At 55.3% G+C, this 16,100-nt stretch carries 14 protein-coding genes and 1 pseudogene; 10 read left to right on the plus strand and 5 right to left on the minus strand.

The window, feature by feature from the left end; translation table 11 throughout:
- Positions 1 to 60: 60 nt before the first annotated feature.
- On the minus strand, positions 61 to 636 hold the full coding sequence (locus CGZ80_RS21915) for a cob(I)yrinic acid a,c-diamide adenosyltransferase (RefSeq protein WP_094417820.1): 576 nt from the start codon (positions 634 to 636) through the stop codon (positions 61 to 63).
- Positions 637 to 810: 174 nt separating this feature from the next.
- On the opposite strand from CGZ80_RS21915, the gene CGZ80_RS21920 reads away from it, so the two are divergent.
- Positions 811 to 1,266: a bis(5'-nucleosyl)-tetraphosphatase gene (locus tag CGZ80_RS21920; RefSeq protein WP_094417868.1), complete on the plus strand. Its 456-nt coding sequence runs from the start codon at positions 811 to 813 to the stop codon at positions 1,264 to 1,266.
- 29 nt (positions 1,267 to 1,295) lie between these two features.
- Here the strand turns inward: CGZ80_RS21920 and CGZ80_RS21925 are convergent, their stop codons facing one another.
- On the minus strand, positions 1,296 to 2,993 hold the full coding sequence (locus tag CGZ80_RS21925) for a transglutaminase domain-containing protein (RefSeq protein ID WP_158222807.1): 1,698 nt from the start codon (positions 2,991 to 2,993) through the stop codon (positions 1,296 to 1,298).
- Positions 2,994 to 3,344: 351 nt separating this feature from the next.
- Between CGZ80_RS21925 and CGZ80_RS21930 the strand changes: the two genes are divergently transcribed.
- Both CGZ80_RS21930 and CGZ80_RS21935 read left to right on the plus strand, forming a co-directional pair.
- Positions 3,345 to 4,049 (plus strand): hypothetical protein, encoded by a 705-nt coding sequence (locus CGZ80_RS21930; protein WP_094417822.1) that lies wholly within the window; start codon positions 3,345 to 3,347, stop codon positions 4,047 to 4,049.
- A 276-nt stretch (positions 4,050 to 4,325) separates the two neighbouring features.
- Positions 4,326 to 4,844 carry an NADPH-dependent FMN reductase gene (locus tag CGZ80_RS21935; RefSeq protein WP_094417823.1) on the plus strand — a complete coding sequence of 173 codons (519 nt, stop codon included), beginning with the start codon at positions 4,326 to 4,328 and terminating at the stop codon, positions 4,842 to 4,844.
- Here the strand turns inward: CGZ80_RS21935 and nadD are convergent.
- Positions 4,841 to 5,461: a nicotinate-nucleotide adenylyltransferase gene (gene nadD, locus CGZ80_RS21940; protein ID WP_094417824.1), complete on the minus strand. Its 621-nt coding sequence runs from the start codon at positions 5,459 to 5,461 to the stop codon at positions 4,841 to 4,843. The genes CGZ80_RS21935 and nadD overlap by 4 nt on opposite strands.
- 147 nt (positions 5,462 to 5,608) lie before the next feature.
- Here nadD and priA point away from each other — a divergent pair, with 147 nt between their 5' ends.
- The 3 genes and pseudogenes from priA (at position 5,609) to CGZ80_RS28820 (ending at position 10,130) form a co-directional block, all read left to right on the plus strand.
- Positions 5,609 to 8,191, plus strand: coding sequence for a primosomal protein N' (priA, locus tag CGZ80_RS21945; protein WP_233148585.1), 2,583 nt, complete (start codon positions 5,609 to 5,611; stop codon positions 8,189 to 8,191).
- Between the two features lie 483 nt (positions 8,192 to 8,674).
- Positions 8,675 to 8,752 (plus strand): annotated as a pseudogene (locus CGZ80_RS29290) (pentapeptide repeat-containing protein); the annotation flags it as partial.
- Positions 8,753 to 8,846: 94 nt separating this feature from the next.
- Positions 8,847 to 10,130, plus strand: a complete 1,284-nt coding sequence (locus CGZ80_RS28820) for a hypothetical protein (RefSeq protein WP_233148586.1) — start codon at positions 8,847 to 8,849, stop codon at positions 10,128 to 10,130.
- A 77-nt stretch (positions 10,131 to 10,207) separates the two neighbouring features.
- On the opposite strand, the gene CGZ80_RS21955 is transcribed toward CGZ80_RS28820, so the two are convergent.
- Together CGZ80_RS21955 and CGZ80_RS21960 are read right to left on the minus strand one after the other, a co-directional pair.
- Positions 10,208 to 11,215, minus strand: coding sequence for a DUF4339 domain-containing protein (locus tag CGZ80_RS21955; RefSeq protein ID WP_094417825.1), 1,008 nt, complete (start codon positions 11,213 to 11,215; stop codon positions 10,208 to 10,210).
- A gap of 164 nt (positions 11,216 to 11,379) precedes the next feature.
- The gene (locus CGZ80_RS21960) at positions 11,380 to 11,889 is read right to left on the minus strand and encodes an SET domain-containing protein (protein ID WP_094417826.1); all 510 of its coding nucleotides are present in this window, start codon (positions 11,887 to 11,889) and stop codon (positions 11,380 to 11,382) included.
- Between the two features lie 375 nt (positions 11,890 to 12,264).
- Between CGZ80_RS21960 and CGZ80_RS21965 the strand changes: the two genes are divergently transcribed.
- The 4 genes from CGZ80_RS21965 to CGZ80_RS21980 all read left to right on the plus strand — a co-directional run bounded on the left by CGZ80_RS21965 (position 12,265) and on the right by CGZ80_RS21980 (position 16,099).
- Positions 12,265 to 13,230, plus strand: coding sequence for a PP2C family protein-serine/threonine phosphatase (locus CGZ80_RS21965; protein ID WP_094417827.1), 966 nt, complete (start codon positions 12,265 to 12,267; stop codon positions 13,228 to 13,230).
- An 87-nt stretch (positions 13,231 to 13,317) separates the two neighbouring features.
- Positions 13,318 to 14,289: a DMT family transporter gene (locus tag CGZ80_RS21970; RefSeq protein ID WP_094417828.1), complete on the plus strand. Its 972-nt coding sequence runs from the start codon at positions 13,318 to 13,320 to the stop codon at positions 14,287 to 14,289.
- A gap of 237 nt (positions 14,290 to 14,526) precedes the next feature.
- Positions 14,527 to 15,054, plus strand: a complete 528-nt coding sequence (locus CGZ80_RS21975) for a hypothetical protein (protein WP_094417829.1) — start codon at positions 14,527 to 14,529, stop codon at positions 15,052 to 15,054.
- A 250-nt stretch (positions 15,055 to 15,304) separates the two neighbouring features.
- The gene (locus CGZ80_RS21980) at positions 15,305 to 16,099 is read left to right on the plus strand and encodes a hypothetical protein (RefSeq protein ID WP_103296633.1); all 795 of its coding nucleotides are present in this window, start codon (positions 15,305 to 15,307) and stop codon (positions 16,097 to 16,099) included.
- The last annotated feature ends 1 nt before the right edge of the window (position 16,100 follow it).

The following is a 16,100-nucleotide window of genomic DNA, read 5'->3' on the forward strand; positions in this document are numbered from 1 at the left end:
CCGCCAGCAAAGTCGATCCAGCGGGCAGACGGCGACCGGTTTAGCGATGTTTTTTTTCACTTAAGCCGGTGATTCCGGTCGCGTCCAAACGACGTCGGCAATCCCGGCTTGCGAATTGGCCTCGCGGCTGAGCACAAACAGATAATCGCTCAGTCGGTTCAAATAGACAATCACAGCGTCCGATACTGTCGCACCTTCGATCGCCGCGAGTGTCACGACGCGACGCTCCGCCCGGCGACAAACCGCACGTGCCAAGTGCAAAATCGACGCCGCATGGCAACCACCCGGCAGAATGAACTGCTTCAGTGGCTCTAATCCGGTTTCGTGCTCGTCGATCCATCCCTCCAGACGCTGCACGTGCGATCCGCCAATCACGCGAAGCTCATGTGCGTCCGGGTCAGGAGTCGCGAGCTCGGCCCCGATCGAAAACAGTTCTCTTTGGATGTGCTCCAGCTGACCATCCAACACCGGGTCAAAATGACCGCTCGCCGCCCCGGCCGAACGGACACACCCAAGCGCCGCGTTTAGTTCGTCGATCGTCCCGTAAGCCTCAATTCGGACGTCGTCCTTGCTAACCCTCGGGCCGCCAAACAAACCGGTGCTGCCGGCATCCCCTGTTCTGGTATAAATTTTCATTGCTGTTTTCCGTGGGGTTATCAATGCGTCATGCCGGATTCTGACGACAGCGTCCGAGCGGGCAAGCCTACCAAACCGACCAGCCTTTTGCTAACGTCAGCTCGACGGACAGCCACGCTTGCTGTTCGTTCATTTTTGCCGCCCGTTCGATCATTTGCAGACCAATCCAACGTGATGAATTCTGGTTCTGAACTGCCTGCGGGCCTAAAAGTCAAACATGCGGCCGGCATCTTGATCTTCACCCGTTCGGCACCCAAGCAGTTCTTGCTGATGCGACACACCGATCGCTGGGACCTTCCCAAAGGCCATCGCGATGGTGACGAAACGGATGCCGAAACGGCACTTCGGGAAACCGAAGAAGAAACGGGTCTCGCCGCAACGTCAATCCAACTGGATCCCAATTTTCACTTTCAACTCGTCTATCCAGTCAAATACAAACGCGACGGGAAACCGGTCGAAAAGCGTGTGACCTACTTTATCGGCGAAGTCAACGAAGCCTTCACCCCGGAGTTAACCGAACACGAGGGTTTTCAATGGTTCGACTGGGCACCTCCGCACAAGATCCAATCCCAAACCATCGACCCGCTGCTGAGCGCCGTCGCCGAACACCTCGGTAAACGGCAAGCCTGAATTCGCTTGTCGGTTCGTCGGTTGGACGCTTACCGTGCGCCGCGGATCTGAATTTGGACGTCGCCCAGCAACGCGAACGTCTCTCGTAGCGCAGGCGAGATTTCAGAGGTGCCTTCAATCACGTTGACCGCCAAGTGGTCGGCCGGATTGACTCGCAGAGACAGAGGATCGATCGAAAACCATTGACCGTCAATCGAGACCAGCGTCCATCCGGTCAGTTTCATCAATGTCCGTGAAGAAGCGGATTGCTGAGTCATCGTCGGCACAAGTCCCAGCACAATTCGCGAGGGGACTTGGCGTGCACGCAGCAGTGCGGCCAACAGAATCGCTTGATCGATTTCGCCCCCCGCCCCTTTCCGCAGGGACGTGGAGGCTGATTGCAGCGGACCTTGTGGCGCGAGCGTCGTACGATTACTCGCCGCTCGGGCAAGCTCGACGATGAAATCCATCTCGATTTGACTTTGCCCACTGGCGGTTTGATTGGCCATCTTTGCCAACGCCGGATGATCGGATTCGATCAACTTCGTCGGTGCAAGGTCTTCGTCGGTTGGTTCTGGCTGCTCACGCTCAAAGCCTTCCAAGTCGTTGGGTTGGGTGGAAACGAGAACTTGCTGACCGTTCGCAATCGATTTGGTCGCTTGATTTCCGTAGTGGGGTACCAATCCATCTCGCGAATCGTGTTCGCCCGACAACGTCGTTACCACAAATCCGACACGCGTCAGTTGGCTGGTATCGATCGTCGTAGAGGAATCCGATTCGGCGGGATCGCGATCGCCCGCTGGCACCAACCGTCCTTCGGCACTAATCAAAACGGGCGTGATCGGGGCATCGAATTGCTCCATCGCCACTGCGCGTTCGACACGAAAGGATTCCAACCGAATCAACGGGCGAAGTGTTTTTTCGATGTGCCCGTCATCGGTCAGCCACAAAACCTGATCATCGGTTGCTCGCCCATTGATGAAAGTCGTCACCTCCACCTCATTCAATGTCACGTAAGTTCCGTCGAACATCGAAACCGATGCCAGACCTGTACAGCGAAGCTCAAAGACGGCGACTGCTCCCAAGGTCGAATTTAAACCTTCGATCCGCCGGGTTTCTCCCGATTGAAGCATCTGTCGGCGAAGCGATTGCTCGATGCCGAAGGGACCATGCATGCCATCTGCCCAGACAACGTCTTGTGTCGTCGGTTCTGCACCGCTGACCTGAAATCGAAACGCCAAACGATTGCTCCGACGTGCCGCCGAAGCGTTGTAGGTGGTAAACCCACTTAGCGATTCGGATCGCAATGACAACAGATTGGCCGCGGGGGATTCGGTGCTGCTCGTATTCGTGATCTGCAAATACTGCATCGCGTTGTTGCGAACGATCAAGTGATCTTCACGTTCGTATCGAATTTGCTTTTCACCTGATTGGATCGTCTGTTCGTCAATTACTTCTTCGCCAGACAAGGTGCTCATGCCAACGACTTGACGCCCCATTCGATGCAGATACCAGGCCTGCCAATTGCCTTCGAATTGATTCGCTTGATCCGTGTCGGTGTTCGATTCACTGGACGTCGCAAGCGAAGGATCCATCGAATCCGATTCTGGCGTGGTCGAGTCACTGCCGGAATCCTTCGGTTGACCGATTGGCGGCCGCGGCGGGATCAAGCGATCGCAACCGACCGACAGGCAGCCGACCAGCGCTGAAAGCACACACAACGATTGCAAAATTTTGACCCGACGCACCAATTTCACCTCGAAGGCAAGTCTCGAAAGGCAGCCCGCATTATACCGCCGCATGACGGTGGAGCGACATTTGACGCCTCACTGCTGCGATATGTCACCCGACATGTTGCGTCCGAGCAACATGCCACACTAACCGGATGGGGTGGGGTCGCATCGGTCGGGCCGAAGTTTACGAAAATGCCGTTCACGACTGATGGATTTCCTTTTGCGCCCCGGGCACGATTTCGAATGCGGTCGACGTGTCAATGACGTGACCTAGCGTTGGCTGTAGATCGGTCGACGGAAGTTCTCTTTCGTCACGGCTGACGCACAACAACCCCGTGACCCCACGATTTGATCGGACCGCCTGACATGGGCTTTTTGAAACGTATCCTCCGCAATAACACGGCCGAAGAAACTGGATCGGTCTTCACACCGGGAAGCTTTGAAGCGTTATCGGAAGAAGAACTGCAAACGCACATGGGCATCCATTCATACGGTGCCTTCGATTTGACCGATGCCATTCGTCCCAGTTACGACTTGCAAGTGATCCCGAAGCAGGGCTTCCGATTTGACGAATACATCGATGATGCAAGTCAGATCCGCACGCCAGTCATCATGGCGTCGGTTACCCGTCGGCAGATCATGGATTTGTTCCTGGAACAGATCGATCACCTTGGCCCCGTCGTCGACGTCGTGTTGGAAACCAGCCATCACCATAATTCGCACACCCAAGACCTGTATCGCGAACACATCGATATGCCGGTCTTGAAAAGCATCTTGCTCGACCATGAAGAATTGCTGCTCAACGACGGTTGTACCGGTGTTGCCGTGATCAACCCTTCGCGGCGACAAGAGGTCCAGCTCGATGAACATAAACTGATGATCGTCTACGGAAAACCGCTTGACCGTTTCGAGCAAACGTTTATCGATTGCGATGTTTACCCCGACGAAAAGCTGAAGTTCATCACCGAAGCGGAACACGTCCACAGCAGCAGCGAAACATTCTTCGACCAGTTCAACACCCTGAAGCACCGGTTAGGGATGGACACCGAAGATTTTTCTGGCTGCTGCTAGGTCAGCGACCCACCTGCGTTTTTGTCCGCGATCGAATTCTGCCCCCCGGAGTTCTCACGGCACCTTGTGCCAGCGCGGACGCCCACCCACGAACGCACCTCCACGCCTACCAAGCCCACTTTTTGCGAGCGGAACCCACCCCGGGACTCCACTCGCATTTTTCTTTGGGCATCCACTCCACACCGCTACACCATTTACCGGACCGGCAACGTGGCTTAGGATCGGCAACCAGACAACAGGTCACGCCCTCCGAAATCCGAGCAGCCCCCACCGATCATGATCCTGGTAATCAGCGCCAGCCTGAACCCCGGCAGCCGCAGCCGTATTCTGGCCAACAACGCCAAAGCTCTTCTCGAAGCCGCCCACCAAGAGGTCGCTTGGTTTGATTTGGCGCAAACCCCGCTGCCATTCTGCGACGGTGCGTCGGCCTACGGCGATGCCAATGTGATCGAGCTGGGAAAACTGATCGAAGCCGCCGACGCCATCCTGATCGCGTCACCGATCTACAACTACGACGTTAACGCCGCAATCAAAAACGCTGTCGAGTTAACCGGCAAAAAATGGACCGGTAAAGTCGTTGCGATGATGTTGGCTGCCGGTGGCGCGGGCAGCTACATGAGCGCCATGGGACTTGCCAACAGCCTGATGCTGGACTTCCGCTGCCTGATCGTCCCACGCTTTGTCTATGCGACAGGAGATGCTTTCGAAGGCAACGAGGTCACCGACGAAAACATCCAAACACGCGTCGAACAGATGGTCAACGAAACCATTCGGCTGGCCGAAGCACTGCGTTAATCGCTCACAGACGATTGATAGATCCCGCTGGCCCGGATGTACGCGGCAACGGCATTTGGGACGCGATACCGAATGCTTCTCCCCTGCCCTACCCTGCCCCGAATCTCGCGACTGGAAAGTTCGATCTGAGGCATCGCGATGACCTGCCCGCGGAACTGTTCAATCCGCTCCGGCGCGACCAGTCCCTCCAGCACTGAAAAATCGGTTTCCGGGTCCCCGCCGCGCTGAACCACCGCCAGCTGAACCTTCGACAACAAGTCACTTGGTTGGTGCCAGCGAGGCATCGAGGCCAACGAATCGCTGCCAATGATCATGAACAACTCCGCATCGGGATTTTCGTTCAGCAGTTCGTTTGCCGTGTCACTACTGTAGCTGACTCCCTCCCGACGGACTTCGCGCAGATCCAAGTGAAATCCTTCGCGTCCGCCGATTGCCAGCCGAAGCATCTCGGCTCGCTGGTCAGCACTCGCGACCGCACCGTCCGGTTTTAAAGGTTGTTGAGCAGTCGGTATCCAGTGCAATCGGTCCAGACACAACGACTCCATCGCCGCTTCGCCAATCCACAAGTGTCCCAGGTGAACCGGATCAAACGACCCACCAAACATTCCGATTCTCATCAACAGCCCCTCAATATCGAAATAGCAATTTGAACGTGATCGAACGCCCCCCTGACCGCTGAATCGCGAGCAGACCTACCGTGTCAAACCAATCGCAACGATTCCCGTGCCGAAGTTTCACTGATTCAATTGGTAACGGAATCCTTTATGCTGACCAGTGTCCACGCTACTACGCCATCCGCCAGCGGCCAACCCGACAGCCAGCTTGATATGTCGCCCCCGTTTCCGTCCGATCGATCGCCTCAGCGGCCTGCACCGAAGCAGCACCGGATTTCCCAGCCGCCTGCCCAAAAACCAAACTCGGACACCCCCAGCCGTCACAACGAACCAGATGGGGGACTGACCGCACCGGGTTTCGACGAACTCGAATCGGTTCCCTATGGCGAGCTGCAAAATTTTCACACGCCCGATCTGGAGGCGAAACCGCAGGACAACACCACCCAAGGCGAACTGTTTGACACCGACCCGCCGCCTTGGGAAATCGAAACCGACGACGATACCGCGATCGCCTGCGTCGTGTTTCGTGAAGCCCCCTATGGCCCATACGATTACCAAATTCCCGACCGCCTGCGAGACATCCTAAAACCCGGCATGCGTGTGCAAGTTCCGCTTGCGCGCCGAAAGCAACCGACCACAGGTTGGTGCATCGAAACCAAGGTTGGCAGCAGCGGCGGTCGATCCCTCAGTGAAGTCGCCGATGTGCTTGATGGCGAGCCACTTTGTGATCGCGCGCTCGTGCGTCTGGTGACTTGGATGAGTCACTATTACCAGTCGCCTGCCGGGCAGGTCTTCGACGCGTTGATCCCAAGCAGCGTCCGATCTCAAGCTGGCACCCGCGAACGAACGTATCTGGCCCCCGCACCGGCCACTAAAGACGACGCCGTTGTCGAAGCCTTGCCGCCGAAACAACAACGTGCGCTGCGATTGTTGATCGCGTCGGGCCGTCCGATGACCGAATCACAGTTGATGGTGCACGCCGACTGCACGGCCGCACCGATCCGGGCCTTGCGCAAAAAAGGCATGGTCACCGAATCGAAGCAGCGCGAAGTTTCTTCCGGCATGACCACCCGCTGGCAAGCCAGCGACGGCGAAGCGGTCGAAACGCACACGTTGACGGAGGAGCAATCGTCAGCTCTCGACAAAATCACCGCTGCGGTCGACTCGGCCGAACCGCGAACGTTGCTGCTGCACGGTGTCACCGGCAGCGGCAAGACCGAGGTCTATATCAAGGCCATTGAACACGTCGTGAAGTACGGCCGGGCCGCGATCGTACTGGTCCCCGAAATCAGTTTGACACCGCAAACCCGTGGGCGGTTCGAGCGGCGGTTCCCTTCCGTCGCGGTCCTTCACAGTCAGATGACTCCCGCCGAACGCCACTTCCAATGGCAACGCATTCGCAGCGGTGAAGTCCAAGTCGTCGTCGGACCACGCAGTGCGGTGTTTGCCCCGCTGCCGCGATTGGGATTGATCATCTTGGACGAAGAACACGACGGTTCGTTCAAGCAAGATAGCCAGCCACGCTATCACGCGCGCAAAGTCGCTTATGCCCGCGCCCGCTCGTTAAAAATCCCGCTGCTACTCGGCAGTGCGACGCCTTCGCTGGAATCCTGGCACGCCACCGAAACCGGTCACGCCGAACTGATCTCGATGCCGCACCGCGTTGGCAATCGCCCAATGCCAGACGTCCAATTGGTCGACTTGCGAATGAAAGACGAGCGGTCGGCAGGCGGCTCGATCAGTCGACGGCTTCACATGGCTGTCAACGAAACGTTGCAAGAGAAAGGCCAGATCATTCTGCTGCTCAACCGCCGAGGTTTTGCAACCACAATCCAGTGCCCGGCCTGCGGTCACGTCGTTGCCTGCCCCGAATGTGAAATGCCGCTGACGCACCACCGCGACGGCAGCAAAGCGGTTTGCCATTACTGCGATTACACGATCGCGACTCCGCCCTGGTGCCCCGAATGCCGCTTCGACGGAATCCGTTACAGCGGCCTGGGAACACAAAAGTTAGAGGTCGAAGTCAAAGCTCGATTCCCCAACGCACGTGTTGCCCGTATGGACAGCGACACGATGCGGCGTCCCGGAAGCCACCAAAAAGTCCTAGCCGCGTTTCGCAGTGGCGAGATCGATCTGCTGCTCGGCACGCAAATGATCGCCAAAGGTCTCGACTTCCCCAACGTGCTATTGGTCGGCGTCATCAATGCCGACGCCGCCCTGCACTTCCCTGATTTTCGTGCCGGCGAACGCACGTTCCAGTTGGTCACACAAGTCGCCGGACGCACCGGACGTGGCTCGCGCGGCGGACGCGTCATCGTGCAAACGTTTACCCCCGAACACATGGCGATCCAGGCCGCATCACGACACGACTACATTCAATTCGCCAAAGCCGAAATCGCCAACCGTCGCAAATTCAATTACCCGCCCTTGGGTTCGATCGCACGGATTATTATTCGCGGGACTGTCGAAGACGTCACCGAAGCGACCGCCTATTTATTGCTGCAGCGATTGGAATCTGCACGCGAGCGACTCGGTGCCGAAGTCCGCATTCTCGGCCCCGCGCCACCACCGATTGTCAAACTTCGTGGCAAGTATCGGTTTCACTTGCTGCTGCAATCCGTTGACCCGATCCAGCTCGGAGCGACGATCCGCATGGCGACCAAGTCGTTCAAAATCCCCGAAAAAGACGATGTGCAATATGTCGTCGACATCGACCCTCTCGACATGCTCTAATCACAAGACAACCTGGAAAAGAGAATCTACCAACGGTCTTTCACTATGCGATCTTGTTTGATTTAGACCAACCGTTCAGCAGAAAAGTATTGATGCTGCTAAGCTATTGAGCTCATCTGAAGTTCCCTGCGTTGTCTGGAACTCGCTTTGATTGTTTTTTGATACAGGTTGAGCAAGCCCAATGGTTGAAACAGATTGCGTCTGTGGGGCCTTCTTTCATGTTGAAAACAGCTGGGTTGGACGGAAGGTTCAATGTGGCCGCTGTGGCAATCAGTTTGTCATTTCAGAGCAACCGTCTGTTCCAGAATTGACGCCCCATCCGTCGACGATCAATCCATCAGACAATGATCACCGAATTCAATGGAAAACAATCGTTGTGTTCCTGGCAGCGGTAGGACTGCTGATGTTCGCTTCGAATTCCATCTTTTGGAAAGCCACTCGATCGGCCGTTCGTGAAGTGAAGCTTCCTAGCTCAGCAACGCAAAGCTCAGCAACGCAAAGCTCAGCAACGCAAAGCTCAGCAACGCAAAGCTCAGCAACGCAAAGCTCAGCAACGCAAAGCTCAGCAACGCAGAAGCCAGCGCAACTGAGCACGTCCAGTACGACGGCTCCCCAGACCTCGCGAAGTTCAACCCGCGAAAATCATTCGCCGAGCTTGCCCGCAGATCGTCCGGCAAGAGTTTATCGTTTCAAAATCAACATCGACCTGCCTGGCGGATACATTTTGGTACCCGACGACTTGCCAATCTCAGTCGGGGAACGGCTTGCCGGATGCTGGGCCAGACGCTGGATCGGCGTAGACGTTGTCGAAGCCCGTGAGGACGGAACCCTCACTGTCATTTGGGAGGGCGAATCCCGTCCATATCGAATGCAACGCTCAGATCTCGTCATCTGGAAAGTAAATGCATTGCCAGCCAACACGGCGCAGGAACAAATTCTCGAGGAGCAAAGGCATTCGCTTCGTGAGGCGATCGAACAGTTGCACGATTCGGACCGGATGACTAGAGAAGCAGGAATATGGGCCATCGGACAAGCAATCGCTGAATCCGATTTCAAAGAAGACAGCAAACTGCAAGACGATGTACTTCGAGCACTTGTCGAGTTGTCTTTAAATAACGATTTGCCCCTCAAAGATCGGACGGTTTTTGAGAAAATGATCACACCTGAAAACGCTGGGATTGTGATTGAAGAGATTGATCGACTCGCCAATTCGTCAGCAGGATCCAATGCCTCATCACTACTTGCCAAAGCCGTCGAAATCGATACGCCACAGCGAGCGTTGCCTCTCATCAGTCATAGCGATCTCCACCTTCGCCACTCGGCAATCGCAATCATCGAAAGGTCCGATGTCGATGATGATGCGATTGCAACGCAGTACCTCAGTGACTTGCGTCGCTACCTTTCCGAAGACGAGGCATTCAAGAAACGGACCCAACTCGACGCAACGCTGCAGTCCGTTCCCCAGTTGGAACTAAACGAAACGCAAGCCACTGAGTACGTTGAGCTTGCGATTCGGCTGCTTGTTGATCAACCTCGCAGTTTTTCCGCTAGCGAGACGGGCATCGAGAAACTTGGTGTAAAAGCGAGCCATCTATATGAGTTGATCGAATCCGTAGACGCAGTCAGTTCATACCGAACTCGTCAAATTTTGTTCCAATACATCGCACAAATTGGCAACGACAGGGCGATGGAACATCTTGCCAAACGCGTCGACAAACTCGATCCACACACCATCGAGTACGTAGGTGCAAGAATCGAGCGTTTTCTCTGGAAAAATCTGTCAGACGATGACCGCGATCGAGTGCTCGCCACGATCAACATCCTCGACAAGGTCGGGACTCGCCAAAGCATCGCTCCACTAGAAAAGCTTTTGTCGAAGACCGATTTGAAAAGTTTCGCCCGCAAGGCAATCAATCAAATTGAGCGGCGCGCCGAGTAAGAGGCTCCAAAACCAAACGCGCCGCGACGAACTTTCGTGACGTGACTCTTGCTCACAACAACACTGAAATCGTCAATTCAGCTCGGCGACTCTTCGTAGTATCGGGCCGAAAGGATCGAACGAAACGCCAACGCTGCGTAACCTCCATAAAGCAGTAGGAACACGAGCGAGAAAAGCATCGAGGACAACGCGAACCAATTGACCACATTCACAGCATCGGCGTTTTCTTTCATCGATCTTAATGGCCCCACTTCCGTCAATCGCCAAGTCTCAAACTGCGTCCAAATGGTCCACGCTTTCCACAAGGCGATTGCCGTCGAACAAGCCCCTGCGGCAAGCCCAAACCAACCTCCCCAGGCACGATTGCATGCCAATCCGATTCCCGATGCAAAGCAGCAAAACGCCAAAGCAATGTAGACGGAAGACATCAAAATGGAGATGACGGCCAACCCGGTCGCCCCGAAACCGATGCCGGCGGCAAAGAGTCCGCCACCCAATTTTCCGGCACCAGTCAGTGCAGCCAATCCGACAAACGGTGCCTTGAGGAGCCCAATCACTGAGATGATAGTGAGTGGCAAATGCAAAATGCCACAAATGAGGCTGGCGATTGCGAAGACGATCACGCTCCCGGTTTGCCGGAACCGCAACTGGGGCGAATCCTTTGACTGGCGTTTCCTGTTCCGGCTTGTTGGTGCTTTAACCGGTTGTATCTGAATCGAGCGCACCCCGACGGGCTGTAACACGGGAATTCCTGTGTCCGCGTTTGAAGCCGTCTCATTCGGTTCGAAAGTACCGGGGTTCGGTACCGTTGATACGGGAGCCGGAATCGGCGGAGGGGTGCTTCGAGTTACAGACTCGGGCGGCTGTTGTGTCGTGCCGCTCCAAAGCTGCGGCAAACGCTTCGCGGGGATCCACTCCTGAAGGCCTTCACGCCACAGCAAATCCGCCGGTGTGATTTGCTGCGTTTCGGCGAGATGCTTGAGCTGCTTTGGCGTTAACGGACCGACATGATTGTTCTCACGCAATAAAATCCATTGCTGCTTACGTGAAGGCGACCCGGGATTCGAAGTCGAGCGACCAGTCATAACGTGGTGTGTATCTCAGAGCAGTGCTAGTTGATTCGCATCAATAAAAAATATCGAATCAGTACCATAGCACACCAGATCTGGTGATGCGCAAACACACCGATGGCGTTTTCTGAAAACCTCGGAGAGGACGGCCAGACCACTCCGCTGAATTTGCAGGCCGCTTACTTGGCTTTACGCTTTTCGCGTTTGGCGATGCGGTTCATTTTTTTGACGTCGCCTTCGGCAACCACCCATCCACGGCAGTTTCGAGAGCCGCAACAGCACTTCGGAATCCACCACTGGGCTTCCCATTGATAGTCGAACGTGATCTCGGTTCCTGGCTCGATATTGCAGCGGGCGATCAACCCGTTGGACGTCTCGGTAACCTGGACCATGTCACAGTTGGGGTTACAGGAATGGTTGATGTAAGCCCCTGGAATCGTCGGTTCTAGATACCACTCGTCTTCCAGGTTCATCGCATACGTCGACCCCTCATATTGGTCAGCCGGGATGATTTGGCCTGTGATTTCGATTACCAATTCACCGGGCAAGAATTGCCGCGAAGCGATGACGCCTCGACCTTTTTCTTTCAGCTCGGCCACATACACGTCACGGTCTTCGTACGCACGATACCCGTAATCTTTGTCGACCAAGGCTTGCAGCTTGCGTCGTCGTTTCTTTGATAGTTCCATTCCCGACTGCTTCTTTCGATCCGTTAGTGTTCACCGCGAAAGGGAACCGCGGCGGGTTTCCCAAAAGATCATGCACACTACCTAGCATTTTTAAAAGGGTTTGCCCGATTTAAAAGAGTTTGACGGCGAAATTACGGCTGTTGCAAACCACCAGGGGCGATGTCAGCGAAGGGGCACCGTATCCTCCCAACGGTTTTGGATCGTTCGACGAAGGCATTGCCAGGGCAGGTGGCTGGGCAAGGTATCGACACCGCGAGCAATGTTGGACTACGCTTTCCCCAGCTAGCCAAGTGACAATTAGCCAAGTGACAATCGCCGCCGAACGGCACACCGGAAAAGCCGTCGGCCAGCAGCGACTTAGGTTGAGGCCTCGACATGCAAGATTCCGAGTTTGAATTCACTCAGTCAGAAACGTTTGGCTTAACCGATATTGGCCGGCACCGTGCGATCAACCAAGACCAATTTTTGATCGCGGAACTGAGCAAATCGATGCTGGTTTCGGCGTCGAGCCTGGACGAAATTCCCGCCGGGCGTTTTTATGGCCGCATGCAGGGTCAAGTCCTACTAGTGGCCGACGGGATGGGCGGGCATGCCGCCGGAGAAAAGGCGAGCAGCGTTGCGGCCCAGCACTTGATCACCCGGCTGCTCAACAGTGTCCATTGGTTTTTCCATTCCGATGCCGACAATGAAGACGACTTCGTAAACGCACTGCGTCAATTGCTGCGTGATGCCCATTCACGAGTCCTTGCCGAAGCACGCGACGATCTCGAGAACGCTGGGATGGGCACAACGCTTACGATGGCCTACATCAATTGGCCGACCATGTATGTGGTCCACGCCGGTGACAGCCGTTGCTACTTGATCCGCGATGGCAATGTCAAGCAACTGACGACCGACCACACGCTGGCACGCCAAATGGTCGAAGCCGGCGGAATGCGTCCCGAAGACGAAGCGACGAGCCGTTGGAGCAACGTGCTTTGGAACGTACTGGGCGGTCATGGCGAGCGTGAAATTCTCGCCGAAGTTCATCGGGTCGATCTGCATCCGCACGATTCCATCTTGCTCTGCAGCGATGGACTCTATCGCTATCTAGACAACCACAAACTCGGTCAATTGGTTAGCCAACAATCCGATGCGTCACTGCTTTGCCGAGAGTTGATCGACTTAGCGAACGACGCCGGCGGAGAGGACAACATTACAGTCGTTGTGGCTCACCCCAAACCCACCGATGGACACCGCAGGCTGGACAGTGGATTGACGATCGATAACTCTGTCGCGTCGACGGTCTCTGATCGTCCGACCGACGACCTTTCGAATTTAAAAAACGGTCTCGACGACTGATTTCCTCTCCCCAGATGCCGCAACCAAGCCATTCGCCGGGGTTCCGATGCGATTGATCCGATTCTTTCTCCGTGAATCTCGACAGCTTTGACCACCACCACGCCATCCTGGGTCGGACCTCTTTGCGGGCTCGCTTCGGCGGTCCTCTATACGCTTACCAACATCGCTTTGCGGCATTGCGTCGACCTAGATCCGTACTTGGTCTCGGCAGTCAAAGCGTTCCCAACGGTTCTCTTTCTGGGACCGTTGTTGCTTGGCGGAGAAATCGCGTTTCGCCGGTCAACTCGAAAGTCGAACGTTCCACCCGTGCGGTATCGCTTGAAAGGCAAACCATTGCTGCGATTCATTGCCGCGTCGTTCCTGGCCCAGTTCTTGGGTAACGCCGCATTCCAGAAAGCCTTGGGTGATATCGGTTTGGCAGCTTCGGTGCCGATCACGCTGGGTGTTCTGATTGTCGGCGGAGCGGTGTTGGGTGCGATACTGCTTGGCGAACCGGTCAGTCGACAAAAAGTCGCCGCGATGATCACGCTGATCGCCGCAGTCATCGTCCTAAGCCTGCCTCATGGAACCACCGAGACGGGCAATACTGCGATCGATGCGTCGGCGATTCTGCGTGGTTCATTGTGGGCAGCGATCAGCGGGCTCGCCTATTCGTTTTTTGGTGTCACGATGCGAATGACGATGCAGGTTGGCGCTAAACCGAGCGTGCTGATGTTTCTCAGCGGGCTGACGGGGACGGTCTCTCTTTGGGGTTATTGCGTTGCCACACTTGGCATGAGCGAGATTCTCAAGACAACGCTGCCTCAATGGGCCGCGATGCTATCAGCCGGCGTATTCAATTTCGCGGCCTTCGTCGCAATTACTGCCGCACTGCGGCTACTTCCCGTCGTCGCCGTCAACCTGATCAATGCCTCGCAAGTCGCAATGGCGGCCGTAGCGGGCGTCATCCTGTTCCATGAACCTCTCTCGGTGCGTTTGCTCGTTGGGATTGGCTTGACCGTCGTGGGGCTCGTCATTCTCACCCGGCGCACCCGGGCTTCGATCGTGATCACGGACTAACCAAACGTTTTTTGGAAAAGCGACTCGCTTTCAAGAAACTTGATGCACTCGCGATGGTTTCCCCATTGCTCCCTGATCTCGCCACCTGAGTTGATTCGCACCAGAATTTGTTGGGTCACGCAATTTCACGGAGTTCAGCCAGGTTAAACTATTCGCTTGGTGAGATCCGCTGCAATGCGTTATTCGTGGCGACTGATTTCGCCCCACTTCCCTGCCCTTCCCTATGTAGGTGCGTCGATGAAAAACAAGATCCTTGGTGTTGCAATTGCGTTGGTTTTGGCATCCCCACTGGCGGCAGCGGACGAAAAGCCAAATAAGAAGAAAGGCCAGCGCAACCAAGTTTCGGTGCAGATGATGAAGCAGCTTGAAAAGGCTGAACTCACCGAAGAACAACAAGCCAAGCTGAAGGAATTGGCCAAAAAGGCCAACGCCGAAATGCAAACGCTTCGCAAAGAAGCTGGCTTGACTCCGGAACTGATGAAAAAGCGTGCCGAGGCGCAAAAGGAAATCAAAGAAAGCGGCGAAGTAAAAAAGCCAGCTGAATTGTTTGCCGAAGCCAATAAGCAAGCCGGCCTGAACGAAAAGCAAGCGGCTGCATTGAAAAAGGCAAATGACGTCCGTGCTGAATTGCTAAAGAAAGCCGTCGCAATGCTAAGCGACGAGCAAAAATCGAAACTGCCCAAGCAATTGCTGCGTCGCGGTTCCGAGGGCGGAAACCGAGCCGACGGTGCGAAGAAAGGCAAAGCGAAGAAAGACGCCGCCTAACGGCCTGTTGGCTTTCAAACTTGTTCTGTGCTTATGTCGCCTTTTGCCACGCAAAAACAGCGGTAGAGAACGCTACTTTCGCGGGGCGAAAGGCGACACCCGAAAATCAACAGGATGCTCGTTGATTCAAATTTGCTTGGTGAGGATCGCCTCTCACCTAATCCATTTGCTTGACATGGGGCCCAGACCACCAAACAATAGACAGTACATCTATTTCGACCATTCGGCAACGTCTTGAAGGTGCCAACTGATGACAAAACTGTGCTCTACCCGATTGCTCATCGCAGTGTGCATCTTCCTTGGCACGACCACACTATTGAACGCACAAGAAAGCGATGCTGTCGATAGCAAACCGCTGAAGTTGAAAGATCAGTTTTCAGAAATCGTCGAACGGATCTCGCTTTCGATCGCCGATTCGCCGGTTGGCAAACCGGAACAACCAGTCCTTAGCTGGAGCAACCCCGAGCGAAATACGACAGCCGGCGCCTTGTACCTTTGGACACAGGAAGGACGGCCGTTGGCGGCGATGTGCCTTTATCCCTCTTTGGAACAAGTCCATGTCGAGTTCCAATCGCTCGGAAGCCAAGCCATTAGCGCTCGCGATCGTAGCCGAATGATTTGGGAACCCAACGACCCCGGCGTGACCTGGAAAGACGTCCATGATGGCGAATCGCCTCTCAAAACGCCGTTTCAAAGAATTCGCCAAATGAAGTCGATCGCCAATCGCTTCGCGGCAACACTCGTCCCACCGCAAAAGCCCTCGATCCCGCTCCGCATGCTCGAGCGACCGATCTATCGCTACCCCACGAAATTGTCTGGCGATGTGATCGACGGTGCAGTGTTTACCTTTGTGCAGGGCACAGACCCCGAAGTACTGATTCTGCTTGAAGCCTATCAATCGGGGTCCGAACAACACTACCGCTATGCATTGGCACGAATGTCGATCGTTCCAACCCAGGTCAAGATTGACAACACATTGGTTTGGGAGACCCAGTGGGCGACGCAACGTTCCTACACGCCCTACTGGGTTTATCAGACGAAGTAGC

This window comes from Rhodopirellula sp. MGV, from assembly GCF_002251265.1.
Lineage (GTDB): Bacteria > Planctomycetota > Planctomycetia > Pirellulales > Pirellulaceae > Stieleria > Stieleria baltica_A.